Origin of the sequence: Nocardia sp. NPDC056064 (assembly GCF_042266925.1) — a bacterium.
In the GTDB taxonomy this organism is placed as follows: Bacteria; Actinomycetota; Actinomycetes; order Mycobacteriales; family Mycobacteriaceae; genus Nocardia.
Genome location: NZ_JBHJWO010000001.1, coordinates 815635 through 840291 on the forward strand (window position 1 = coordinate 815635; position 24657 = coordinate 840291).

Below are 24657 nucleotides of genomic sequence, written 5' to 3' on the forward strand. Positions count from 1 at the left end.
CTCACGCCCGGCCCGGTTCGCCCGGCACGGGGAGTGCGGTGGATGTTCACACGGGGCGCAGGACCACGATGCCCGGGACGCTGCGGACGTAGTCGATGAGCGGGGTGTCGACGACCTGGTATTCCGCCAGGGACGAGGCGTTGCGGAACACGGGGCCGTTCGCGGTGTGCACGACGAGGCCGACGTGGGTGACATCGAGGCCGGCCTCGGGGGTGTAGGCGCCGAGGAAGTCGCCGGTGCGCAGGCCCGTCACCACGTCCGGGTCGACGGCGCCGGCGGGGATGTGGGTGACGGCGCGGTCGGTGACGGGCAGGCCGGGCAGGTAGGTGGTGCCGTCGGCTTTGGCGTTGAGGTGTTTGGTGACCGTGACCGCGGCGGGGCTCAGGCTCGCGGTGATGTCGGTGGCCAGGGGGCGGGTGGTGGCCCAGTCGGTGAAGAAGTGTTTGCGCTGGGCGAATTCGACGCGGCTGTCGACGTAGCGGGTGGCCACCAGGTTGGTGGCGAACTGGTCGCGGTCGGCCGAGCGGGACGCGGCCTCGACATAGTCGAGGAAGGTGAAGCAGTCCACGCGGCGCAGGTCGATGACGAGTTGTTCGGGCTCGGTGGCCGATCCGATCAGCATGTTCGCGCCGTAGGGGGTGCCCAGCAGCCGCTCGGAGAGCCTGGCCAGCAGGTCCGGGCGGGACAGGGTGCCCGCTTCGGCGCGTACGGCGAGCAGTTCGTCGATCTTGCGGCCGGTGGTGTCGTCGACCGTGGGCGCGGCGAAAGCCGGTGCGGCGGCGCCGAGCAGGACGGCCAGCACGGCCAGGATCCGGACGATGATGCGCAAGACGCCTCCAGCAGGCAGCGGTCGATCGGTGCGAGCGTGCTCCACCGTATCGGACGCGCGATCAGCTGGTGGGCACGATGACCGCGCGCCCGGTGATCGTCCCGGCGTGCAGGCGTTCGTAGGCCAGCGGCGCTTCGTCGATGCCGAAGGTTTCCACGTGCACGTCGACCGCGCCGTGATGGGCCAGTTCGAGCACTTCGATCAGTTCGCGGCGGCTGCCCCAGTAGGGCGAGGTGACGGTGGTCTGGTAGGGCAGCGAGCCGAATCCGACGGCGACGGTGCCGCCACCGAGCCCGACGACGGTGATGTCGGAGTCGACCCCGGCCGCCGCGGCCGCGATGGCGGTCGTGGGTGGGGCGCCGACGAAATCGAGGATCACCTGGGCGCCTTCCCCGCCGGTGAGGGATTTGATGCGGTCGGGGGCCTGCTCGTCGGAGAGCACGGTCTCGTGGGCGCCGACGCGGCGGGCCAGCTCCAGGCGTTCCTCGGAGAGGTCCAGCGCGATGATCCGGGTGGCGGTGAGCGCGCGCAGCAGCTGGATGGCGACGTGACCGAGACCGCCCGCGCCGATGACGACCGTGGTCGAACCGGGCACCAGTTTGGGCAGCGACAGGCTGATCGCGTGATAGGGGGTCAGGCCCGCGTCGGTTAGTGAGACGTTCTGCACCGGGTCCAGCCCGCGCAACGGCACGAGATGGCGGATGTCGTCGACGATCATGTACTCGGCCATCGCGCCGGGCGCGCCGAGTCCGGGTGGGAAGATGCCGAGTTCGGCGGCGCGCAGGCAGTAGTTCTCCTGACCGTGCGCGCACTGGCGGCACAGCCCGCATCCCCACGGCCCGTAGACAGCCATCATCTCCCCCACCTCGACCCCGGTGACCCCGGCACCCAGTGCCGCGACCCGGCCCGCGCCTTCGTGGCCCAGGGTCAACGGCAGCGGGAAGGGCAGCTGGTCGCCGGGCATGCTCATCACGGCGATATCGGAGTGGCAGACGCCTGCGGCGGCGACCTGGATCAGGATCTCACCGGGGCCGGGTTCCGGGTCGGGAACGGTGACGACTTCCGGTGCGCTGCCGGGGGTTCGATACTGGACTGCCTTCATGGTGGGCCCTCACGTCGACGGTGACTCTCGGGACAGACCGAACCCCATCGATCCTGGCAGCGGGGTGTGGGCGCGTCAACGTGCGGGACCGGTCAGATCGCGCAGCCGTCGGGTCCGCAGGTGGCGTCGTCGGCGGCCGCGACGACCGGCGCCGGGCGGTCGTTCCAGGCGGTGGTCAGTGCCTGGGTGAACACCTCGGTGGGCTGGGCGCCGGAGACGGCGTACTTGTTGTCCAGCACGAAGAACGGGACGCCGGTGGCGCCGAGCTGGGCGGCCTGGCGTTCGTCGCGGCGGACCGCCTCGGCGTAGGCGTCGGGGTCGGCGAGCACCGCGCGTACGGCGGTCTCGTCGAGCCCGGCCCCCACGGCGACGGCGACGAGGCGTTCGGTGTCGGCGAAGACCGGTGCCTGCTCGGCGAAGTTGGCGGCGTAGAGGGCGTCGACCAGTGCGCCCTGGCGGTCCTGGTCGAGGGCGTAGTGCAGCAGGCGGTGCATGTCGAAGCTGTTGCCGTAGTCGCGGCCGCTGGTGCGGTAGGGCAGGCTGAGTTCGGCGGCCTGGGCGCCGATGCCGCGTTCGTTGGCGGCGGCCTGTTCGACGCTGATGCCGTATTTGGCGGCGATGTGTGGGATGACCGGGCCGGACTCGTCGGCGGGCAGGGTGGGGTCGAGTTCGAAGGAGCGGTGTACGACCTCGACGTCGTCACGGTGTTCGAAGGCGGCCAGCGCCTGGTCGAAGCGGGCTTTGCCCAGGTAACAGAACGGGCAGTTGATGTCGGTCCAGATCTCTACTCTGGTGGTCAAGCGAGCCTCCTGACGGCATGTCGGTCGGCGGGGTCCGCCGCAACATAACTGGACATACGTTCAAATAGTGGGTGCAACATCGGCGACGACGCCGGTATTCCCAGCGAGGACCACCGATGACCGTCGAACACCGCCGCGGGTGGACACCACTGCCCGAGGGCCTGACCGCGCCGCGCGCACTGGCCGGACTGTGGGCGGTGCGCCACGCCCAGAGCCAGGCCAACGCCTGGTTCGCCGACCCGGCCACCGAATCCCGGCCCATGCGCGGCACCGACGCCGCCGTCGAACTGACCGGCTACGGCGAATGGCAAGCCCGCCGCCTCGGCGACTGGCTGGCCGGACTGTCCTCGGCCCAGCGCCCGACCCTGGTGGCCTGCTCCCCCTACCTGCGCACCCGGCTCACCTGGGCACTCATGGCCGAGGCCGCCGTCACCCGTAACCGGCACCTGCGCCCGGTCCGCACCCTGGTCGACGAACGGCTGCGCGACCGCGAGATGGGCATCTTCGAACTACACCCCTACCGGGCCATCCGGCGCCGCTCCCCCGAGGAGGCGGCGCGGCGCGAACTGGTCGGCAACTGGGTCTACCGGCCGCCGGGCGGGGAATCACTGGCCGACGTGGCACTACGGGTCCGCAGCTTCCTCGACGAACTCGACACCGTCGCCGCCGGAGACCAGGTGCTCGTGGTGTCCCACGACGCGGTCGTGCTCTCCCTGCGCTACATCCTCGACGGCCTGGGCGCCCCCGTCCCGGACTCGCTGGAACCAGTCCCCAACGCCTCGGTCTCGCAATGGCGCCGCGAAGGCCCCCGCCTCGCCCTGCGGGTCTGGGGCTCGGTCGACCACCTCACCGACACCGCACAAACCGGCTGACCCCACGGCGGTAGGTGACGTGCCCGGACCGAATGGTCGTCGGGTGCGAGAATGCGCGGGTGGATATCGCGATCGGGTTGGTGGTTCTGATCGGTTCGGCGACCGCGCTGGCGGCGCTGGCCCGCCGCTTCGGGGTCTCCGAACCGCTGGTGCTCACCCTGGCCGGGGTCGCCGCGTCCTATGTGCCGATGGTGCCGCAGGTGCATCTGGAACCGGAGGTGGTGCTGCTGGGGCTGTTGCCGCCGCTGCTCTACACCGCCGCGCTGCGCACTTCCCTGGTCGACTTCAAGGACAACCTGCGCACCATCGCCTCCCTGTCGGTGGGGCTGGTGCTGTTCAGCACCTTCGCGGTGGCGTTGGTGGTGTGGCTGCTGCTGCCGGTGCCCTTCGCCGCGGCCGTTGCCCTGGGCGCGGTGGTGGCGCCGCCGGACGCGGTGGCGGCCACCGCGATCGCGCGCCGTACGGGTATGCCGCGCAGCATCGTCACGGTGCTCGAGGACGAGTCGCTGTTCAACGACGCGACCGCGCTGGTGTCGCTGCGCAGCGCCATCGCCGCGATGGCCGGAGTGGTGACGGTGTGGCAGATCGGCGGGGACTTCCTGCTGGCCGCGGTCGGTGGCGCCGTGGTCGGCGCGGCGGTCGCGGCACTGCTGGTGGTGGTGCGCCGGCGCATCAGCGATCCGGTGCTCGACACCTCGGTCTCGCTGCTGGCCCCGTTCGTGGCCTACCTGCCCGCCGAGCACTTCCACGCCTCCGGCGTGATCGCGGTGGTGGTGTGCGGGATGATCCTGGGCCACGGCGCGCAACGCTGGCAGGGCGCGGCCTCCCGGGTCGCCGAGACCACCAATTGGCGCACCGTGCAGTTCATTCTGGAGAGCGCGGTGTTCCTGGTCATCGGTTTGCAGGTGCGCTGGATCGTCGAGGACGCCTGGCACAGCGGCCTGGACCGGCAGCTGCTGGTGCTCACCGCGCTGGCGGTGCTGGCCGCGGTGATGCTGGCGCGCCCGGTGTGGGTGTGCACGCCGGTGCTGGTGGCGCGGCTGTTCGGACGCGCCACCGAGCCGTTGAGCCACGCCGCGGTCGTCTCGTGGGCGGGCATGCGCGGTGTGGTGACCTTGGCGGCGGTGCTGTTGCTGCCCGCCTCCACCCCGCAGCTGCCGGTGCTGAAACTGCTGGCGCTGGTGGTGGTCGGCGGCACCCTGCTGGTGCAGGGCACCTCGCTGCCGTGGCTGGTGCGGCTGCTGAAGCTGCGTGGTCCGACCCGCGCCGAGGACGCGCTGGTGAAAGCCGAACTGCTGCAACAGGCCGCCACCGCGGGGCTGGCCGAACTCGACCGCCGGATCGGTCCCGACACCCCGGTCCAGGTCGTCGAATCGCTGCGTCAGCGCCTGATCTGGCGCACCAACGCCGCCTGGGAACGGCTGGGCCGTCCCGAGGCCGAAATGGCCACGCCCACGGCCGAATACCGGCGGCTGCGCCTGGCCATGCTCGCCGCCGAACGCGACACGGTGCTGCGGGTGCGTGACGCGGGCAGCGTCGACTACGACATCCTCCAGCACGTGCTGGCCCGGCTCGACCTCGAGGAATCCATGATCGACCGGTTCGACGAGGCCGACGACGAACAACGCCCCGAACCGCTGGGCAGTGCCGGACCGGCCGGCTGCGCGCACCTGGAACAGGCACCGCTGCTGCGCGAACCCGAGGGCGAGCTGGTGTGCGCGGACTGTGTCGCCGCGGGGCTGAGCTGGGTGCATCTGCGGTTGTGCACGGCGTGCGGCACCATCGGCTGCTGCGAGTCCTCGCCGGGCAATCACGCCGCCGCGCACCATCGTTCGACCGGGCATCCGGTGATGCGCAGCGTCGAACCCGGTGAGGTGTGGCGCTGGTGCTACGTCGACGAACTGCTGGGCTGAATCAGGCTGTGCGGTGCGAGTAGATCAGGCGGGCGTACTCGGCGAGCAGATCGTCGAGGGCGGTGGGTTCGCCGGTGGCGGCGAGCTGCTGGTACCCGATGAGCATCGCCATGCCCACCTCGGTGACCACCGTGGAGGTGGCCTCGTCGCCGACCACGCCGTCGATGACCCGGAACACGGCGCGGCGCCGGGATTCGTCGACGCGTTTGACGGTGACGTGCACCGATTCGTCGTTGGCCGCCCAGGCGCGCAGCGCGGCCTCGGCGCCGTGTTCGAGCCCGCCCGCCAGTGCCGACATGGCGCGCACGTCGGCGTCCGGGTCGCCCTGCCCGACGTCGAGGGTGCGTAGCTCGATCATCTGCCGGTTCTCCCAGTGTTCGAGCAGGGTGTCGACGAAGCCCTGCCAGGAACCGAAGTGGTGGTAGAACGAGCCGCTGGTGACCCCGAGGCGACGGCACAGCACACCGATGTTGAGTCCTTTGAAGCCGAACTCGGCGAGCACCGCCACAGCGGTGTCGAAGTACTGCTCCTTGGTGACCACTCGGGACATCGCGATGCCGTTCTGTTCGTGCGGGCAGGGCTGAAGAATGCGAACAGTACCCCATCGTAACGTTGCCCCGCGCGAGCGTAACGAAATCTACGCTGTGGCGCCCGTACCGCGAGACGTTCTGAAATAGCAAGCGCGCGAACATAATCCGTGCACAGGGGGGTGCGAAGTGGATCCGGATGGAATAACAGAGCAGACGCTCTGTAAACTTTTGTTCATGCCGAGACCGCGCACCCACGACCCGGAAACCGTCCTGGACGCCGCCGAGACCCTCGCCGCCCGTTCCGGGCCCGCCGCGGTGACCGTGCGCGCGGTCGCCGCCGCCACCGGCATGTCCAACGGCGCGCTCTACCACAGCTTCGGCTCGCGCCGGGACGTACTGGCACGCACCTGGTTACGCGCCGCGCACCGCTTCCTGGACCTGCAATCGGCGCCCGTGACCGCCGCCCTGGCCGCCACCGACCCCGAGACCCGCATCGCCGCGGTCGTCGAGGCCGCCGAGACCCCGGCCCGGCTCGCCGAACTCCACCCCGACTCCGCACGCCTGCTGCTGGTGGTCGACCGCGCCGAACTGCTCGACGAGGAGCTACCCGCCGAACTGGCCGCACAGATCGCCGCCACCGACACCGCCCTGCTCTCGGTGCTCACCCGCCTGGCCCGCGCCCTGTGGGGCCGCGCCGACAAACGCGGGGTCGCCACCGTCACCGCCTGCCTGGTCGACCTGCCCACCGCGCTGCTGCTGCGCCGTGACCGGCTCACCGATCCCCTGGCCCGCGCCCATCTGCGGGCCGCCGTCCGTGCCGTGCTCGAACACGGTCCCCGCTGAAAGGAACCCCATGCCCACCCTGCGCCACCACGATTCGATCGCCGTGCTCGACCTCGGCGACGGCGAGAACCGCTTCTCCCCGGACTTCTTCACCGAGATCCACGCCCACCTCGACACCGTCGTCGCCGACGGCGCGGCCGCCCTGGTCACCACCGCCACCGGCAAGTTCTACTCCAACGGCCTGGACCTGGACTGGCTCACCGCCAACGGTGACCGCGCCACCGAATACGTCGAAGCCGTGCACACCCTGTTCGGGCGCGTGCTGACCCTGCCGATGCCGACCGCCGCCGCGCTCAACGGCCACGCCTTCGGCGCCGGCGCGATGCTGGCCATCGCCCACGACTACCGCGTGATGCGCACCGACCGCGGCTACTTCTGCTTCCCCGAAGCCGACATCCGCATCCCGTTCACCAACGGCATGGCCGCGCTCATCCAGGCCAAGGTGCCGCCCAAGACCGCGGTCGCGGCCATGACCACCGGCCGCCGCTACGACGCGGGCACCGCGCTGTCGGTCGACCTGGTCGACGCCACCGCCCCCGAGGCCGAAGTCCTCGACACCGCCCTGGCCCTGCTCGCCCCGATCGGCGCCAAGGACCAGCCGACGATGACCGCGATCAAATCGGTGATGTTCGCCGACGTGCTGGACGCGTTGCGCGGCAAGGACTGATCACGGCAGCCGGGGGCCCTTGCCCAGGTAGATGTCGCCGCGATCATCGCCTGCCCAGCCGCCCCCGGTGTAGTCGTCGAGCACGAAACACGCCTCGCAGAACTGTTTGCCGAACACCGACAGATAGATGCTGCGATAGGAACTGATCGCGCGCATCTTCACCGACTTGTAGGCGGCCTGCGCCGCCGGTTGCGCCTCCAGGAAGGCGTAGCGGCGGAAGTCGGCGACCGGTTCGGTGGAGAACCGCACCAGCCCGAGCCTGCTCAGGTTGCCCAGATAGTGGTGGTCGCGTTCGGGAATGGCACACCCGGCCATGTAGGCGATCATGGTGATGCCGTCGGCCAGGCGCTGCGACCCGATCCCGAACGGTGTCTTGGTGCGGATGTCGATGGCCGGTTGCGGGCCCGCCACCGCCAGGAACCGCAGAATGCGGGCCTCGTCGGGGGTCAGGTCGTGCAGGATCGGCACGAACGAGGGATGCAGATCGCGGGGCTGCTGCGCGGAATCCCAGCCCTCGGTGATCATCGCGTCGCCCATCGCGCGCAGATCCTCGGCGACCGGTTCGGGCGGGCCGTAGAGACCGGTCGCGGTGCCGGTCAGGCCCAACGCGCTCAACGCGATCCGGCGCAAGGACTCGACCCGCTCGTCGAGGATCTGCGACATCGGTTCCCCGGCGCGGATGTCCTCGGCCAGATCCAGCGCCGAGTGCAGGGCACCGGAGGTGACCGCGCCGACGATATGACGCACCGACAACCCGGCCAGCCGCGCCAACCCGACCAGATCGGTCGGGATCGCCGGCTGTTCGGGCTTGTCGGGCAGGTTGTCGTCCATGATCACACTCCGAAGACCAGCAGATGCAGGGCGCCGACGAGCACCCCGAGCGCGCCGCCGTGCGCGTAGAGCAGCCAGGCGTCCTGTTCGATGGCGGTGTAGAGCATTTCGACGAACTCCTCGGGCGGCAGCTCGCGCAGCTTCTCGGTGGCCAGCCGGTCCACACTGGCCGCGGTGGTCTGCGAGAACTCGACGTCCTCGACCAGCCACGGCTTCATCTCGGTCGCCAGATTCGCCCCCGCGGTGGCCTGGATGGCGTCGAACTGCTTGGGCCCCACCGCCAGTCGCGTCACCGACCGCAACGGGCCCAGCACCCGGTCGATCTCGGCCTTGAGGAAGTGCGCGATCACCGCCCGTGTCTTGTCGCCACTGGGCCCTTCGAGCAGCTGCTCGGTGACCACGTCGAGGGTGACGATCTGATAGCCGATGGCGTGCCCGAGATCGGCGGCGGCCTGATGCTGACGTTTCGCGAATTTCGCCACCCGCCACGGATATTTGTACCGCGGCTGCGGCACCGCAGGCTCGAACACCACCTTGATGGCGATGACATTGACCAGCACCCCCACCACCGACGCCCCGAGGAGCACCCACAGCCAGGCGGGCAGGAAATGCAGGATGTCGTAGAGCCAGCCCGGCAGCGAGATCAGCGCCGGAGTGTCGCCGTGCGGGGTGCTGTAGTGCAGCAGCGACAGCCACAGCGCCACCACCACCCCGAACGGGAAGCCCAGCACGCCACTGCGGGTCATGAACCGCAGCTCCGGGGCACCCAGCCCGTAGATGACGTCCTTGAGCAGCTCCGGGCGCCGCCGCAGATACCCGACGACCATCAGCTTCACATCCAGCAGCTGATCGATATTGGCGCCGATGAAGTCGAACGCGCGATCGGTGATCGCAGGCAGCTCCGATTCCACCCGCGTGTACACCGCCTCCCGGGCGCGCGGCGGCATGTCGGCCCACAGTTTCGGATGCTCGGCGACCATGATCTGATCGACCATCGACCGCACATTCGGCAACGCCACCCGCGCGACCTGCGCGGAGATCTTGCGCGGATCCATCTGATCGAAGAAATCCTTGGCGGTGCCGATCTTGGCCACGGCATTGTCGACCATGAGGCTGGCCATCTTCTCCGCGCGCGCCGGAATGAACCCCTGGAACCCGAGAATGCCGCCCGGGGCGAAGGTGGGCAGGATCTGCACCTTGCGCGGCAGCAACGGGAACAGCGTCTTGAGTCCGGGCACATAGAAGCCGGTGAACCGCACGGGCGCGAACAACATGATCACGCCGGTCCAGTTGGTGATCAGACCTGCCATCGCGCTGAAGATCGGGATGCTGATCATGTCGACCCAGAACTTCGACAGCCCGGTCGTCTGCTCCCAGTCCAGCCGGCCGAAGAACCCCGCCGCTTCGATCCCAGCATTCATCCGGCGTCCACTCCGTCGTGTTCCGAACAACGCGCGTGCAGGCCATCATAGGTGACCGATCAGGCCGGATCGGGCAAGTTGTCCGGTTACCCGCTAAACCGGAGCTAACTCGCTACCCGTGGGTGGTGTTGATCAGCAGCAGATTGGTGTCGATGTCGTGGGTGACCTTGTTGGCCACCGACCCCAGCAGCCGCGCCGGACCGCTCATCCCCCGGTTGCCGATCACCACCAGATCGTATTTCCAGGCCGCGTTGCAGATCGCCTCGGCCGCGGGCACCCCGGTGAGCACATCACGCCCGAACAGTTCCGGATCACCGACCGCGAGCTGCCCCTCCACCTCGATCAGCGTGTTCGCGCCGTCCTCGTCGGTTTTGGCCGAGGTCACCAGGAACGGGCGCGCCCCCAGCGCCAGCGCCACCTCGTAGCCGCGGCGCACCGCCGTCAGCGAGCTCTCCGACCCGTCGGTGGTCAACCCGACGGTCGTCCAGCGCTTGGGGATCTTGTGGGTGAACACCACATCGGTGTCGCTGTGGTGGGACACGTGATTCGACGTCGACCCCCGCAACCGCGCCTTGGAACTGCCCAGCCCGCCGCCCCCGACCACCAGCAGCGTGCCGGGCTCGCGCGCGGCCTCCTCGAGCAACACCGGCCCGGCCGTCCCGTCGCGTTCGACCCGCTCCACCTCGACCACCCCCGCCGCCGTCAGCGCCTCGGCGGCCTCGGCGGTGACCTGCTCGGCCCAGCCGAGATCGGTGCCTGCCTTGAGCGTGGCCTCCTTCCACACCGCCACCACGCACACCCCGACCACCAGCCGGGTGGCCAGCTCCCCGGCCACCGTCACGGCCGTCTGCCCGGTCTCCGAACCGTCGGTTCCCACCACGATGCGCCGATAGCACCCCATGTGTCGCTCTCCGATCGACGGCAGGTCAGTCGCGCTGTTGGCCCACAGTATAGATCCGGCACACCCCCGGCAATCGGCTGCGCGTGGTCAGCCGGGGTCGCGCAGATGCCGGTCGAAGAAGGCGAACACCCGCTGCCACGCGTCGCCGGTGGCCTCGGCGTCGTAGCCGATCCCGACCCGTTCCAGCACCGGATTACCGGGGAAGACGTTGGCGAAACCGTGCGTGACCTTCGGGTAGGTCTTGATGTCGTGTTCGACCCCGCCCGCCGTGAGCGCCGCCTCCAGTTTCGCCGGTGCCCCGATCAACGCCGGGTCCCGGCCGCCGTAGCTGGCAACCACCGGGCACGCGCCGTCGAGCAGGGCCTTGTAGTCACCGTAGAGGCTGCCGTAGAACGGGGCCGCGGCATGGAAACCCTGCGGCGCGGTCAGCAACGCGAACCCGCCGCCCATGCAGAACCCGAGCACCCCGATCCGGCCGGTGCAGTCCGGGTCGGCGGCCAGATGGTCACGCGCGGCCAGGATCTCGGCCACCGCGGGACCGGTGCCGGTGAAGATGATCGCCCGGAACGCCTGCTGGATACAGCGCGCCCGGCCACGGCTGTACAGGTTCGGGGCGATCACCACATACCCGGCCGCGGTGACGATCTCGACCTGGCGGCGCAGATCGTCGGTCACCCCCAGCGCGTCGTGCAACACCACCACCCCGGGCCACGGCCCGTCCCCCCGCGGCCGGGCCACCAGTGCTTCGAGCCTCGTGCCCGCCGGCGTCTCGATCTCGATCGTGTCCATCTCCCGAATGTAGAACTCTCACCGCTCGCGCGGCGGCGGTTCGGGCAGCGAGAGCCGTTTCAGATGCAGGGCGTTCAAGGCCACGATCAGGCTCGATCCCGACATGGCCATGGCCGCGATCTCCGGGCGCATCGTCAGCCCCCACGGCGCGAACACCCCGGCCGCGATCGGCAGGGCGATCCCGTTGTAACCCACCGCCCAGGCCAGGTTCTGGCGTTCCTTGCCCACCGTGCCGCGCCCGATCCGCAACGCGGTCGACACCGTGAACGGGTCCGAGCGCATCAGCACCACATCGGCGGTCTGGATGGCCACATCGGTGCCCGCCCCGATCGCGATCCCCAGATCGGCGCTCGCCAGCGCGGGCGCGTCGTTGACCCCGTCGCCGACCATCGCCACCTTCTTGCCGGAGCGTTGCAGCTCGGCGACCCGGTCGGCCTTGTCACCGGGCAGCACCTCGGCGATCACGGTGTCGATGCCCAGATCGGCGGCGATGCGCTCGGCGGTGGCCCGGTTGTCGCCGGTCAGCATGACGACACCGACCCCCAGCTCGTGCAGGGCGGCCACGGCGGCGGCGGAACTGGGACGCGGCGCGTCGGCCAACGCGATCACCGCCGCCGCGGCACCGTCGACGGCCACCAGCACCGCGGTGTGCCCGGCCGCGGCCAGTTCCTCGCGCCGCCGTGCCAGTTCACCCAGTTCGACGTGCTCGTCGTCGAGCAGGCCACGATTGCCGATCAGCACCCGCTGCCCGTCCACGGTGGCCATCGCACCCCGCCCCGGCACATTCCGGAAATCCCGCGCCGACAACTCCGGCGCGCCCTGCTCTTTCGCGTACGCGACGACCGCCTCGGCCAGTGGATGTTCGGATTCGCGTTCCACCGCCGCCGCCAGCGCCAGCACCCGGCCGGTATCGGTGCCGGGCGCGGTGAGCACCGCCGTCACCTCCGGGGCGCCCTGGGTGAGGGTGCCGGTCTTGTCCAGCACCACCACATCGATGCGGGCCGCGGATTCCAGCGCGGTCGCGTTCTTGAACAGCACGCCGCGTTTCGCACCCAACCCGGTGCCGACCATGATCGCCGTCGGTGTCGCCAGCCCCAACGCGTCCGGGCAGGTCACCACCACGACCGTGATCGCGAACAGCACCGCCTCGCTCAGCGACGCCCCCACCAGCAGCCACACCACCAGCGTGGCCACGCTGCCGAGCAGCGCCACCAGGGTCAGCCAGAACGCGGCCCGGTCGGCCAGCCGCTGCCCCGGCGCCTTCGAATTCTGGGCCTGCTGCACCAGTTCCACGATCTGGGCCAGCGCGGTATCGGACCCGACCTTCGTCGCCCGCACCCGCAGACTGCCGGTGGTGTTGATGGTCGCGCCGATCACCGCCGAACCGGGCTGCTTGTGCACCGGCAGGCTCTCCCCGGTGACCATCGACTCGTCGACGTCACCGGAGCCCTCCAGCACCGTCCCGTCGACCGCGATCTTGGCCCCCGGCCGCACCACCAGCACATCGCCGACGGCGACCTCGGCGGTCGGGATCTCCACCTCGGACCCGTCCCGCACCACCACCGCCCTGGGCGGTGACAGATCCAGCAGGCTCGTCACCGCGTCCCCGGCGCCGCTACGCGCCCGCATCTCGAACCAGTGCCCCAACAGCACGAAGGTCGCCAGCATGGTGGCGGCCTCGTAGAACACCTCCCCACCGCCGGTCAGCGTCACCACCAGCGAATACAGCCAGCCGGTACCGATACCGACCGAGACCAGCACCATCATGTCCAGGGTGTGCGCCCGCAACGCCCGGATCGCGCCGGTGAAGAACACCGTCGAGGAATAGCCGATCACCGGCAGGCTCAGCAGCAGCATCCACACATCGGCACGCAGCCCGAACGGGACCGGCAGATGCAGCCCGAGCATGTGGGTGGCCATCGGCGACCACAGCATCACCAGCGTGGAGAACACGAGCGCGACCAGGAAACGGTTGCGCATATCGCGGGCCATGGAGTCCATCGACATCGACGCGTCGCCGTGCGACATCGCGTCGTGCCCGGTCCCGGTGTGGCTCGCGGGTGCGGCGTGTGCCGGCGAGCCGTCCGGCGACTGCTGCGAGGGTGCGGAGGGTTCGCGCCGCGGCACGGCCGGATCGGTGCTGGTGGCGGTGCCACGGTGCTGGGGGTGCGGTTGCTCGACCGCCGCGGTGGGACCTGGCGACGGCTCGCTCACCGGGTCGCAGAGGTGGGCCGGAACCGAGCGGCCTGCACAGTGGTAGCCACAGTCACGGATCCAGGTACGCAACTCGGTGACCGAGGTCCGGGCGGGATCGTAGGTGACCGTGGCGGTCTGGGCGACCGGATTGGCTTCGACCCCGAGAACACCGGGACGATGCCGCAGCCCGGCGGTCAGCACCCGCCGGGAACTGGGCCGCAGCTGGCCACCGACATGCAGCACCGCGGTGGCCGGTGCGTCCCGTTCGCCCATGCGCCGCTCCCATCGCCGGTCGGGCGCGCGACAGCGCCGGGCGCCTCACCGCGAGGGTACCGGGCGATGATCTCGGATCGAGGCTGGTCACGGGCGTGCCGGGCGGGGAGCGACCGTGTCGCCGGGGTCAGCCCGGGCTATATCGCGGTGATGCGCGAAGACCGGGTCACAGCGCGATGCCGAGCAGCGCGTCGACCGCGGTGCGCACCAACGCCGGCGCCTCGGTGTCGGTGCCGCCGTAGGCGAGGGCCTGTTCGGCCCAGTTGTCGACCGCGTCGAGGGCCTTCGGGGTGTCCAGGTCGTCGGCCAGGTGCTGACGCAGCCGGGCCACGGTGTCGGCCGCCGACGGACCCGCGGTCAGCGAGACGGCCTCACGCCAGCGGGCCAGGCGGGTCTGCGCGGTGGCCAGCACCTCGTCGGTCCACATCCGGTCCTGCCGGTAGTGCCCGGCGAACAGCCCGGCCCGGATCGCAGCCGGGTCGACCCCGGAACGGCGCAGCTTGGACACCAGCACCAGATTGCCCTTGGACTTCGACATCTTCTCGCCGTCGAGCCCGATCAGCCCGGCGTGCACGTAGTGGCGGGCGAAGCGACGCGCACCGGTGATCGCCTCGGCGTGCGCGGCGGAGTACTCGTGGTGCGGGTAGATCAGGTCCGAGCCGCCGCCCTGGATGTCGAACTCGGTGCCGATGCGGTTGAGCGCGATCGCCGCACACTCGATGTGCCAGCCGGGGCGTCCCTCGCCGAACGGGGCGGGCCACGACGGTTCGCCCGGGCGCGCGGCCCGCCACAGCAGCGCGTCGATGGTGTCGCGCTTGCCGGGGCGGTCGGGGTCGCCGCCGCGCTCGGCGAACAGGGTGTCCATGGTGGCGCGGTCGTAACCGGACTCGTAGCCGAACTGTTCGGTGGCGTCGGTGCGGAAGTAGATGTCGGGGTACTCGGCGTCCTCGACGGTGTAGGCCGCGCCGGCGGTGAGCAGTTTCTGCACCAGCTCGACCACTTCGTCCACGGACTCGATCGCGCCGATGTAGTGCCGCGGCGGCAGCACCTGCAGGGCGGTCATGTCCTCGCGGAACAGGTCGATCTCGGAGTTGCCCAGATCGCGCCAGTCGACACCGTCGCGGGCGGCGCGCTCGAAGAGCGGGTCGTCGACATCGGTGACGTTCTGCACGTAGTGCACGTCGTGCCCGGCGTCGCGCCACAGGCGGTTGACCAGGTCGAAGGTCAGATAGGTCGCGGCGTGACCGAGGTGGGTGGCGTCGTAGGGGGTGATGCCACAGACATACATTTTCGCGGTCGCGCCTGGGGTGACCGGGCGGACCTGGCGATCGGCGGTGTCGTACAACCGCAACGGCGGCCCTGTTCCGGGGACTGTGGGTAGGGCGATATCGGACCAGGACTGCATGATTCGAGGGTAGAGCCCCGGGTGTGGCGACCGCCGTGCGGGCCGGGTCATGCGGTAACTCGCGGGCTCGTGGCGCGGCCCGCTACCTGCACACAAACGTGTTCGGCCCGGCCCGTCAAGGGTTGCGTTCAGGCAGAACCGCTCGTCACGGGCACACCGGGCGCTATTTCCTCAAACTTCCCTATTGATACTGATTCATACGTTCGTTTAGGGTTGTTTCATGACTGATCGTCTGTATTCGGTGGACCAGGTCGCCGACCTGCTCGGCCTCCACGTGCGCACCGTGCGCGGCTACGTCCGCGACGGCAAACTCCCCGCGGCCCGCATCGGCAAGCAGTACCGCATCACCCACGACGACCTCGAGACCTTCACCGGACTCCCGATCAGCGCACCCCCGCCGGCCGCCACCGGCAGCCACGCCGAGACCACCTGCGTCGTGGAGATCGACGACATCGACCGCGCCACCGCCGACCGCGTCAGCACCCTGCTCACCGCCACCGCGACCACCCGCGGCCCCGGCGGCCGCACCCTGCGCGTGGACACCGGCTACGACCCCGACCGGGCACGCATGAAGGTCATCGTGCTCGGCGGCCTCGCCGACACCGCCCGCCTGCTCGACTACATCGAAGGAATCCTCAGCTCGTGACCGCCCCCTACCGCACCCAGGCAGGCCGCCACGCCGTCGAACAGCGCTACCGCGCCCACCTCGATGCCTGGCCCGTCCCCCACGACGAACTCCGCCTGCCCACCGGCGCGGGCGAGACCTTCGTCCTGACCTGCGGACCCGTCGACGCCCCACCCCTGGTCCTGCTGCACGGCTCCGGCGCCAACGCCGGCACCTGGCGCGGCGACATCACCGACTGGGCCGCCCACTTCCGCGTCTACGCCATCGATCTCCCCGGCGAACCCGGATTCAGCGCCCCCACCCGGCTGCCACTGGACAGCGACGCCTCCGCGCGCTGGCTCGGCGAAGTCCTCGACGGTCTCGGCCTCGACACCGTGGACCTGGTCGGCATGTCCCTGGGCGGCTGGACAGCCCTGGACTTCGTCGTGCGCAGACCCGGCCGGGTCCGGCGCCTGGCGCTGCTGTGCCCCGGCGGGCTCGGCGCACACCGCTACGGATGGCTGGTGAAGGCGATCCCGCTGCGCCTGCTCGGCCGCTACAGCGTCCGCGACGCCGCCCGCACCGGCCTGGGCCTCGGTGACGGCCCGGCGGTCGAGGAAATCCTCGACGACGTGGAACTGGTCTTCAGCAATTTCTCCGCGCGCTCGGGCAGACTCCCCCGATTTCATCCGGAGCAACTCTGCACGGTGGATATCCCGGTCCTGGTAATCGTCGGCGAGAAGGACGCCCTCTTCGACTCGGCGCGCACCGCCGACCTGGCCCGCGCGAACTTCCCGCAGGCGGAAATACACGTCCTTCCCGGCGTCGGGCACGCCGTCCTCGGACAGACCACCACCATCCGGAGCTTCCTGCGCAAAAAATAACGCGAGGTGTCGCCGCGCGTCGGGAGCGGCGACACCTCGCGTCAGTACAGACCGATCAGGCCTGCTCGTAGCACTGCACGTTGGCGCCGTCGACATCCGGGCCGAACTGCGGCAGCGCGTAGAACGACGCACCGACCTGGTCGGCGGCCTCCACCGTGACATCCGGCAGCGGCGCACCGTTGCGATCGGTCGCGGTGCACACGAAGGTCTTCTCCGACCACCAGCCGGCCGGGAACGCCTGCGCGGGCGCGGCGACCGCGGCGACCGCTCCGGTGAGCAGCAGCGCCGCCGCGGACGTGGTGACAATCGAACGAGTCGACATGTAATTCCTCTGATCTTGCGTTGGTGACGAAAGTGCTTGGAGCACACTAGCACCGGCCCTGACCAGCCAACAGGCCATTCAGGACCCGATCACGCCCACCTCAGAACGCGGGCCAGGGAATCGGCCGCGCCGAATTCGGCAACGGCATCACCGGATTCTCGAGCAACGCCTTGGTCCGCTCGGTCAACGCGCTGATCTCCACGTCGGTGATGTGCGGCGCCAGCGAATCCGCCACCGCACCGGGCAGATTCGCCGCGAACCCGGTGATATCGGTGATCAGCGACTCGTGCACCGGCGTACCCGCCCACCCCCACAACACCGTGCGCAACTTCGGCTCACTGTGCAGGCAGATCCCGTGATCCACCCCGTACACCTGCCCGTCCACCCCCTCCAGCGCGTGCCCGCCCTTGCGATCGGCGTTGTTGAGCAACAGATCCAGCACCGCCATCCGCTGCAACCGCGGATCGTCGGCATGGATCAGCGACACCTCGTTGCCCTCACCGTCGAGCGCGCGCAACACCTCACAGAACCCCGCGGGCACCGTGCCCGGCGTGCACAGATCCACCAGATCCAGGCGCTGCCGGGCATCGGTGCGATTGTCCACGGAGGTCACCCAGCGCTGCACCATCCCCGGCCCGAACGGCCCGTCCCGCAACACCGTCTCCGGAATCACCCCCCAGCCCAGCTGCTCGGAGATCAGATACGACGCCACCTCCCGGCCCGCCAGCGTGCCGTCCGGGAAATCCCACAGCGGACGCTCCCCACGCACCGGCTTGTACACCACCCGCAACGGCGCACCATCGGGCTCGGGCGCCGCGATCTCACACACCAGCGTCAGATTGCTGGCCACACCGACCCGCCCGACGATCTCGAGCTCACCCTCCGACAGCGCCGGCACCACGATCACTCCTCGTCGAGCTCGGCCGCGCCGAAGATCTCGCCCCGCTTGTACCCGTTGGTGCGCACACACATGTGCCCCCGCGACGACAGCGGCTCACCGCACAGCGGGCACGGCGGACGCCCCGCCGCGATCACCCGCGCCGACCGCAACGCGAACTCCCGCGCCTGGATCGGCGTCAAGAACACCCGCACCGCGTCGGGGCCCTCCTCGGTGTCGTCGAGCACCACCGACTCGTCCACCTCGGTCTCGGTGATCGCCAGCAACTCCACCACCACCGCGTTCGCGTCGGCATCCCAGCCCAGACCCATGGTCCCGACCCGGAATTCGGTATCGATCGGCGTCACCAGCGGCGCCACATCGCGCACATCCTCGCCTTCGGGCGGCACTTCGGCACCGAAGCGGCGCGCCACCTCGTCCAGCAGCAACCCCATCCGGTCGGCGAGCACCTTCACCTGCTGCTTCTCCAGCAGCACGCTGACCACGCGCGGTTCCTGCACGGCCTGCAGGTAGAACGAACGATCGCCCGGTTCACCGACAGTCCCGGCGACGAAACGATCGGGGGTGCGGAATACATGGATTGCGCGTGACACATGCACCTCCTGATACGTGACCCTGTTCGACACTCACGAACACCCTCCCTCTAAGGAGAATCGCGGTGCCCCGCATTCCCATTATCCGCGCCGGCGGCCACCGCCACCTCGCCACCGGGCGCCAACGGCGCGGGCGCCACCCCCGACAACGCCGACAGATCCGCGCCGGTGTCGTTGAACTTCCACACCGACGGACCCAGCGGCCCGTAGCGCACCACACTGATCGAGGCAGGCTCCACCGCGATCCGCTGGAAACCGTCCAGATGCAGACCCAGCGCGTCGGCCAGGATCGCCTTGATGACATCGCCATGCGCGCACGCCACCCACAGCACATCCCGCCCGGCACTCTCGGCGAGCCTGCCCTCGATGTCACGGATCGCGGCCACCGCCCGCTGCTGCACCTGCGCCAGACCCTCCCCGCCCGGGAACACCGCCCCCGAGGCGTGCGCCTGCACGACCTTCCACAGCGGCTCGGTCAGCAACTCCGCGATCGGTCGACCGGTCCACTCGCCGTAATCGACCTCGATCAACCGCTCGTCACAGTCCGGCTCCAGGCCCAGCTTCTCCGCCAGCGGCGCCACCGTGCGCTGACAGCGCAACAGCGGCGAACTGGCGATGTGTTCGATCGGCAACGTCGCCAGCCGGTCGGCCACCGCGACGGCCTGCTCGGTCCCGCGCTCGGTGAGCTCGACACCGGGACTCCGGCCCGCCAGGGTCCGCCCGACATTCGACGTGGACACTCCGTGCCGGAGCAGGATCACCGTCATGACAACAGCCTAACCATCACCGCGCCGCCGCTCAGGTCGCCGAGACGACGCCCGCGGCGAGCAGGCCCATCACCACCAGGCCCAGGATGATCCGGTAGCCGACGAACCAGTAGAACGAATGCTTGCCCACGAACTTCAGCAGCCACGCCACCGAGGCATAACCCACCACGAACGCCAGGATCGTGGCCACCAGCAACTGCGGACCACTCGCGTTGAGCCCCTCACCGGCCGGTTCGAAGGCATCCGGCAGGCTGAACAGGCCCGACGCGGTCACCGCCGGGATCGCCAGCAGGAACGAGAACCGCACCGCCGCCTCCCGCTGCAGACCCAGGAACAGACCCGCCGTGGACGTCGCGCCCGAACGCGACACACCCGGAATCAACGCCAGGCACTGCGCCAGACCCATCACCAGACCGTCACGGGTGGTCAGCTTCTCGATCGGGCGCTCCTTGCTGCCGAAATGCTCACCGGCCGCGATCACCAGCGCGAACGCGATCAGCATGAACGACACCAGCCACAGATTCCGCGCACCGGTCCGGATCTCGTCCTTGAACAGGAAACCCAGCACACCGATCGGGATGGTGGCGATGATCACGTACCAGCCGATCCGGTAGTCCAGCTCGCGCTGCGCGTCACGCTCGTGCGCCTCGCGCGCGCTGCGGTCCATCACCGGCAGCTTGGTGGTGACCCGGTCACCCACCGGCACCGCCTCCTGCGAACGCTCCCGCAGCCGCATCCCCAACGTGGTGAACCAGGCGATCACGATCCGCTTGATGTCCTTGGCGAAATACACCAGCACCGCCAGCTCGGTCCCGAGCTGGGTCACCGCGGTGAACGAGGCACCCGCGTCGGAACCGAAGAACACAGCCGAGACGATGCGCAGATGCCCCGACGAGGACACCGGCAGGAACTCCGTGAGCCCCTGCACCAGCCCGAGTACCAATGCCTGTATCCAGGTCATCGACTCGCCCACCACGTCCTCCTGCTGCCTCACGCCCGAAAGACCGCGTCCTCCTGGGCTTTTGCTTGCGCGTGCGGCACCGGCGGCCGCGACCTCGCAGCGACCCTACCCGTCACCGTCGCCCGTCGCCGCCCGCCCACCTAGGGATCTGCTGAGAGTGCGGGTCGTCGGCGGGTGCGACCGCGCTGTGCGCTTAGTCTTGTCGCCGTGACGAAAGCGCGGGCGCGGTGATGGAACAGCGAACGGTGGGACGCAGCGGACTTCGGGTGTCGCGGATCGGCCTGGCGACACATACCTGGGGCACCCATACCGACGCCGACGAGGCAGCGGTGCAATTGGCGGCGTTCACCGAGGCCGGTGGCACGCTCGTCGACACCTCCCCGATGTACGGCGACGGCGCCGCCCAGCAGATCCTCGCCGATCTGCTCGGTGACCTGGTCTCCCGCGACGACCTCGTCCTCAGCGGCTGCGCGGGCGTGGTCCTGCACGCCCCCGGCAGCGGAGTCGGCGACAACGTCCCCGCCCCCGCCGCGGTCGGCCCCGTCATCGACGCCTCCCGCCGCACCCTGCTCAAACAACTCGACCGCACCCTGCTCGAACTGGGCACCGACCATCTCGACATCTGGAGCATCGCCGCCTGGGACCCCTACACCCCGCTCGACGAGGTGGCGGCCACCATCGAGACCGCCGTGCGCACCGGCCGGACCCGTTACGCGGGCGTGCGCGGCTTCGCGGCCTGGCAGCTGGCCAGCCTGGCCGCCATCGCCCCGATCACCGCGGCCCAGACCACGTACTCGCTGCTGGCTCGCGGCACCGAGCACGATGTGATTCCCGCCGCCCGCCACCACGGGGTCGGCACCATCGCCGCGGCGCCGCTGGCGGGGGGCATCCTCACCGGGAAATACCGCGACGGCGTACCGGCCGACTCGCGGGGCGCCGACGAGTCCACCGCCGCCGAGATCCGGCGCAGGCTCGACGACGAACGCGCCGTGCGGGTGGTGGATGCCCTGGTCACCGCCGCCGACGGCCTCGGCACCTCACCGCTGGCGGTGGCCCTGGCCTGGATCCGCGACCGGCCCGGCATCACGAGCATGATCGTCGGCGCCCGCGATATCGGCCAGCTGACCGGTGTGCTGGCCGCCGAGACCCTGGAACTGCCGCGCGCGATCGCCGCCGCCCTGGACGACGTGAGCGCCCGTTCCGAATGATGGCTAGCCTTACCTGCATGAAACTGCGTGGTGTGTTGACGGCGATGCTCGCGGCGACGGTGCTCACCGGCACCGTCGCTTGCACCGGAAGCAATTCTGCATCGACTGCCATTTCCGGTGGACCGGCGACCGCCCAGCTCGCCGACCTCGACCCCGTCCCCCTCGACGGCGCCACACCCACCCCGAAACTCCCCGTGACGGTCAAGTCCTACGACGGCAGCGACGTCACCGTCACCGACACCTCCCGCATCATCGCCGTCGACCGCTACGGCACCCTCGCCCAGACCGTCTGGGCCCTCGGCCTCGGCGCCAACCTCGTCGGACGCAGCACCTCCGCGTCCTTCCCCGCGGTCGCCCACGTCACCAACGTGGCGGGCGGCAACGGCAGCCTCAGCGTCGAAGCCGTCCTCGCCCTGCGCCCCTCGGTCTTCCTCACCGACACCACCAGCGCCGCCCCCGCCGTCCGCGAACAACTGCGCGCCGCCGGCGTCACCGTCGTCTACTTCGACCCCGAACGCAGCATCGACGGCGTCGTCCCGCAGATCGAAGCCGTCGCCGACGCCCTCGGCGTCCCCGAGGCGGGCGACAGGCTGGGCCTGCGCACCCGCGACGAGATGGCCACCGCCACCGCGGGCGTCCCCCTCCAGGACCCGCGACCCAAGATCGCCTTCCTGTACCTGCGCAGCACCGCCATCACCATGATGGCCGGACGCGGCTCCGGCGCCGACTCGCTCATCACCGCCATCAACGGCATCGACGCGGGCACCGCCGCCGGAGTGAACGAACCGTTCGTCACCATCACCAGCGAGGCCATGATCGCCGCCGCCCCCGACGTGCTGCTGGTCATGTCCGACGGCCTGAAATCCGTCGGCGGCGTCGACGGACTCGAGAAGGTCCCCGGCATCGCGCAGACCCCCGCGGGCCGCAACCGGCGCGTCGTCGACATGGCCGACGCCGTCATCCTCAGCTTCGGCCCCAACACCGGCCGCGTCATCACCGCACTGTCCGACGCGGTCTACGGCAAACCAGCATGAACGACACCGACCTGACCAAACCGCCGGACGCACCCCGCATCACCGACGCCACCCCCGACCCGCTCCCACCCACCCCGCACCGGGCCACCCGCGTCACCGTCGTCTTCGCCCTCGCGCTCCTCGCGCTGGTGATCCTGGCCCTGGTCTCGGCAGTCCTGGGCCAGGTGCCCACCACCGCCGCCGAAGTCCTCGGCAGCATCGCCCACCGCATCGGCCTCGATCTGGGCCCCCTCCCGGCGCACCCGGCGGGCGAGGTCACCCTCTGGGAAGTGCGATTCCCCCGCGTCGCCCTGGCCATCCTCGTCGGCGCCTCCCTGGCCACCGCCGGGGCGCTGCTGCAAGGCGTCTTCGCCAACCCGCTCGCCGAACCCGGTGTCATCGGGGTCTCCGCGGGCGCGGCCGTCGGGGCGGGCACGGTGATCGTGATCGGCGGCGCGTTCGTCGCCGCCTGGTCGGTCGCCGCCGCGGCCTTCGTCGCCGGACTCATCACCACCGCCCTGGTGTACCTGCTGTCGAGATCCGGCGGACGCACCGAAGTCGTCACCCTGATCCTCACCGGCGTCGCCATCAACGCCTTCGCCGGTGGACTCATCGCCCTGCTGCTGTTCGTCGCCTCCCCCGCCGCCCGCGACCAGATCGTCTTCTGGCAGCTCGGCAGCCTCAACGGCGCCACCTGGCCCTCGGTGGCCATCGTGGCCACCCTCGCCGGCACCGGCATCCTCGCCGCCATCCTCATCTCACCGAAACTGGACCTGCTCGCCCTCGGCGACTCCGCCGCGCGCCACCTCGGCGTCGACGTGGAACGGCTGCGCAGGCAGGTCATCGTGGTCGTCGCCGTGCTCACCGCCGCCGGCGTCGCCTTCAGCGGCATCATCCTGTTCGTCGGACTGATCGTGCCGCACCTGGTCCGGATGATGGTCGGTCCCGGTCACCGCGTACTCGTCCCGCTCAGCGCCATCCTCGGTGCCGTCGTACTGCTCGGCGCCGACGTGCTCGCCCGCACCCTGGTCCACAACGCCGACCTGCCGCTGGGCATGCTGACCTCGCTCATCGGCGGACCGTTCTTCTTCTGGCTGCTGCGCCGCACCAGGGCCAGGGCAGGAGGCTGGGGATGACCGACACCGCCCGCCGCACCACCTCCTGGCGATCCCTGTTCGCCCGCACCCCCGACGTGCCCCCTCGCCCCGAACCCGGCACCGTCACCCTGCGCGCCACCGGACTCACCGTGCGGCGAGGGCAGCGCACCGTCCTCGACGATGTCGACTTCCAGGTCGCCGCGGGCGAGATCGTCGCCCTCGTCGGCCCCAACGGCGCCGGCAAATCGAGCCTTCTCGCGGCCCTCGCCGGCGAACTGGAACCCAGCGCGGGCACCGTGAAACTCGAAGGCCACGCGCTCACCCACTGGAACCACACCGACATGGCCCGCCGCCGCGCGGTCCTCCCCCAGTCCCATGCCGTCGGCTTCCCGTTCACGGCCAGGGAAGTCGTCGCCATGGGCCGCTCCCCCTGGCTGCACACCGCCGCCGCCGAACACGACGACACCGTCATCGCCGCCGCGCTCGCCGCTACCGATGTCACCCACCTCGCCGGACGCCCCTTCCCCTCCCTGTCCGGCGGTGAACGCGCCCGCGTCGCCCTGGCCCGCGTCCTCGCCCAGGACACCGCCACCCTCCTGCTCGACGAACCCACCGCCGCCCTCGACATCGGCCACCAGGAAGCCGTCCTGCGCCTGGCCGCCGACCGCGCCGCCGCGGGCTCGGCCGTCGTCGTCGTGGTCCACGACCTCGGCGTCGCCGCCGCCTACGCCGACCGGGTCACCGTCCTGGACGCCGGACGCGTGGCCGCCGACGGGCCACCCCGCACGGTCCTCACCCGCGAACTCCTCACCGAGGTCTATCGCCACCCCGTCGACGTCTTCGACCACCCCACCACCGGCGCACAACTGGTCCTGCCCGACCGCGACCGGAACTCGGATGCCCACAGCTGAAGCCACATCGAGGACGGTCCCACGTTC

25 protein-coding genes are annotated in these 24657 nt (G+C 70.3%); 10 read left to right on the forward strand and 15 right to left on the reverse strand.

Features of this window, described 5'->3' with window-relative positions:
- Window positions 1-46 precede the first annotated feature (46 nt).
- The 3 genes from ACFC06_RS03685 to ACFC06_RS03695 form a co-directional block, all read right to left on the reverse strand.
- Entirely contained in the window at window positions 47-829 is a 783-nt protein-coding gene (locus ACFC06_RS03685) for a DUF1460 domain-containing protein (protein WP_375927509.1), read from the reverse strand.
- Between the two features lie 61 nt (window positions 830-890).
- Window positions 891-1931 (reverse strand): NAD(P)-dependent alcohol dehydrogenase, encoded by a 1041-nt coding sequence (locus ACFC06_RS03690; RefSeq protein WP_375927511.1) that lies wholly within the window; start codon window positions 1929-1931, stop codon window positions 891-893.
- Window positions 1932-2023: 92 nt separating this feature from the next.
- Window positions 2024-2731 (reverse strand): DsbA family oxidoreductase, encoded by a 708-nt coding sequence (locus ACFC06_RS03695; RefSeq protein ID WP_375927513.1) that lies wholly within the window; start codon window positions 2729-2731, stop codon window positions 2024-2026.
- A gap of 116 nt (window positions 2732-2847) precedes the next feature.
- On the opposite strand from ACFC06_RS03695, the gene ACFC06_RS03700 reads away from it, so the two are divergent.
- Both ACFC06_RS03700 and ACFC06_RS03705 read left to right on the forward strand, forming a co-directional pair.
- On the forward strand, window positions 2848-3603 hold the full coding sequence (locus ACFC06_RS03700) for a histidine phosphatase family protein (RefSeq protein ID WP_375927515.1): 756 nt from the start codon (window positions 2848-2850) through the stop codon (window positions 3601-3603).
- Window positions 3604-3662: 59 nt separating this feature from the next.
- Window positions 3663-5516 carry a Na+/H+ antiporter gene (locus tag ACFC06_RS03705; protein WP_375927517.1) on the forward strand — a complete coding sequence of 618 codons (1854 nt, stop codon included), beginning with the start codon at window positions 3663-3665 and terminating at the stop codon, window positions 5514-5516.
- A gap of 1 nt (window position 5517) precedes the next feature.
- Here the strand turns inward: ACFC06_RS03705 and ACFC06_RS03710 are convergent, their stop codons facing one another.
- Complete coding sequence (locus ACFC06_RS03710; RefSeq protein ID WP_375927519.1) at window positions 5518-6066, reverse strand: TetR/AcrR family transcriptional regulator; 549 nt, start codon at window positions 6064-6066, stop codon at window positions 5518-5520.
- A gap of 214 nt (window positions 6067-6280) precedes the next feature.
- Between ACFC06_RS03710 and ACFC06_RS03715 the strand changes: the two genes are divergently transcribed.
- Complete coding sequence (locus ACFC06_RS03715) at window positions 6281-6889, forward strand: TetR family transcriptional regulator (RefSeq protein WP_375927521.1); 609 nt, start codon at window positions 6281-6283, stop codon at window positions 6887-6889.
- Window positions 6890-6899: 10 nt separating this feature from the next.
- Entirely contained in the window at window positions 6900-7556 is a 657-nt protein-coding gene (locus ACFC06_RS03720; RefSeq protein ID WP_375927523.1) for an enoyl-CoA hydratase/isomerase family protein, read from the forward strand.
- Here ACFC06_RS03720 and ACFC06_RS03725 read toward each other — a convergent pair whose 3' ends face one another.
- From ACFC06_RS03725 to mshC, 6 genes are all read right to left on the reverse strand, one after another.
- Window positions 7557-8387, reverse strand: coding sequence for an Abi-alpha family protein (locus tag ACFC06_RS03725; RefSeq protein WP_375927524.1), 831 nt, complete (start codon window positions 8385-8387; stop codon window positions 7557-7559). It lies immediately after the preceding gene.
- A gap of 2 nt (window positions 8388-8389) precedes the next feature.
- Window positions 8390-9808, reverse strand: a complete 1419-nt coding sequence (locus ACFC06_RS03730) for a hypothetical protein (RefSeq protein ID WP_375927526.1) — start codon at window positions 9806-9808, stop codon at window positions 8390-8392.
- 112 nt (window positions 9809-9920) lie between these two features.
- The gene (locus ACFC06_RS03735) at window positions 9921-10709 is read right to left on the reverse strand and encodes a universal stress protein (protein ID WP_375927528.1); all 789 of its coding nucleotides are present in this window, start codon (window positions 10707-10709) and stop codon (window positions 9921-9923) included.
- An 87-nt stretch (window positions 10710-10796) separates the two neighbouring features.
- The gene (locus ACFC06_RS03740; RefSeq protein ID WP_375927530.1) at window positions 10797-11498 is read right to left on the reverse strand and encodes a dienelactone hydrolase family protein; all 702 of its coding nucleotides are present in this window, start codon (window positions 11496-11498) and stop codon (window positions 10797-10799) included.
- Window positions 11499-11516: 18 nt separating this feature from the next.
- Window positions 11517-13967: a heavy metal translocating P-type ATPase gene (locus ACFC06_RS03745; protein ID WP_375927532.1), complete on the reverse strand. Its 2451-nt coding sequence runs from the start codon at window positions 13965-13967 to the stop codon at window positions 11517-11519.
- A 166-nt stretch (window positions 13968-14133) separates the two neighbouring features.
- Window positions 14134-15372: a cysteine--1-D-myo-inosityl 2-amino-2-deoxy-alpha-D-glucopyranoside ligase gene (gene mshC / locus ACFC06_RS03750; protein WP_375927534.1), complete on the reverse strand. Its 1239-nt coding sequence runs from the start codon at window positions 15370-15372 to the stop codon at window positions 14134-14136.
- Between the two features lie 220 nt (window positions 15373-15592).
- Here mshC and ACFC06_RS03755 point away from each other — a divergent pair, with 220 nt between their 5' ends.
- Together ACFC06_RS03755 and ACFC06_RS03760 are read left to right on the forward strand one after the other, a co-directional pair.
- Window positions 15593-16018, forward strand: a complete 426-nt coding sequence (locus tag ACFC06_RS03755; protein WP_375927536.1) for a helix-turn-helix domain-containing protein — start codon at window positions 15593-15595, stop codon at window positions 16016-16018.
- The gene (locus ACFC06_RS03760; RefSeq protein ID WP_375927538.1) at window positions 16015-16860 is read left to right on the forward strand and encodes an alpha/beta fold hydrolase; all 846 of its coding nucleotides are present in this window, start codon (window positions 16015-16017) and stop codon (window positions 16858-16860) included. Before ACFC06_RS03755 ends, ACFC06_RS03760 begins: the two co-directional genes overlap by 4 nt.
- A gap of 55 nt (window positions 16861-16915) precedes the next feature.
- Here the strand turns inward: ACFC06_RS03760 and ACFC06_RS03765 are convergent, their stop codons facing one another.
- The 5 genes from ACFC06_RS03765 to ACFC06_RS03785 all read right to left on the reverse strand — a co-directional run bounded on the left by ACFC06_RS03765 (window position 16916) and on the right by ACFC06_RS03785 (window position 20401).
- Window positions 16916-17182, reverse strand: a complete 267-nt coding sequence (locus tag ACFC06_RS03765) for a hypothetical protein (protein WP_375927540.1) — start codon at window positions 17180-17182, stop codon at window positions 16916-16918.
- Window positions 17183-17282: 100 nt separating this feature from the next.
- Window positions 17283-18080, reverse strand: coding sequence for an SCO1664 family protein (locus ACFC06_RS03770; protein WP_375935184.1), 798 nt, complete (start codon window positions 18078-18080; stop codon window positions 17283-17285).
- A gap of 5 nt (window positions 18081-18085) precedes the next feature.
- Entirely contained in the window at window positions 18086-18673 is a 588-nt protein-coding gene (locus tag ACFC06_RS03775) for a DUF3090 domain-containing protein (RefSeq protein ID WP_375927542.1), read from the reverse strand.
- 50 nt (window positions 18674-18723) lie between these two features.
- A complete protein-coding gene (locus tag ACFC06_RS03780; RefSeq protein ID WP_375927544.1) occupies window positions 18724-19440 on the reverse strand; it encodes a histidine phosphatase family protein in 717 nt (238 codons plus the stop codon).
- 31 nt (window positions 19441-19471) lie between these two features.
- The gene (locus ACFC06_RS03785) at window positions 19472-20401 is read right to left on the reverse strand and encodes an undecaprenyl-diphosphate phosphatase (RefSeq protein WP_375935187.1); all 930 of its coding nucleotides are present in this window, start codon (window positions 20399-20401) and stop codon (window positions 19472-19474) included.
- Between the two features lie 230 nt (window positions 20402-20631).
- Between ACFC06_RS03785 and ACFC06_RS03790 the strand changes: the two genes are divergently transcribed.
- The 4 genes from ACFC06_RS03790 to ACFC06_RS03805 are packed head-to-tail and all read left to right on the forward strand — an operon-like array spanning window position 20632 to window position 24630.
- The gene (locus ACFC06_RS03790) at window positions 20632-21609 is read left to right on the forward strand and encodes an aldo/keto reductase (protein ID WP_375927545.1); all 978 of its coding nucleotides are present in this window, start codon (window positions 20632-20634) and stop codon (window positions 21607-21609) included.
- A 17-nt stretch (window positions 21610-21626) separates the two neighbouring features.
- Window positions 21627-22643 (forward strand): hemin ABC transporter substrate-binding protein, encoded by a 1017-nt coding sequence (locus tag ACFC06_RS03795; protein ID WP_375927547.1) that lies wholly within the window; start codon window positions 21627-21629, stop codon window positions 22641-22643.
- A complete protein-coding gene (locus ACFC06_RS03800; RefSeq protein WP_375927549.1) occupies window positions 22640-23758 on the forward strand; it encodes a FecCD family ABC transporter permease in 1119 nt (372 codons plus the stop codon). The genes ACFC06_RS03795 and ACFC06_RS03800 overlap by 4 nt, the downstream gene beginning before the upstream one ends.
- Window positions 23755-24630, forward strand: a complete 876-nt coding sequence (locus ACFC06_RS03805) for a heme ABC transporter ATP-binding protein (protein WP_375927551.1) — start codon at window positions 23755-23757, stop codon at window positions 24628-24630. The genes ACFC06_RS03800 and ACFC06_RS03805 overlap by 4 nt, the downstream gene beginning before the upstream one ends.
- Window positions 24631-24657 lie beyond the last annotated feature (27 nt).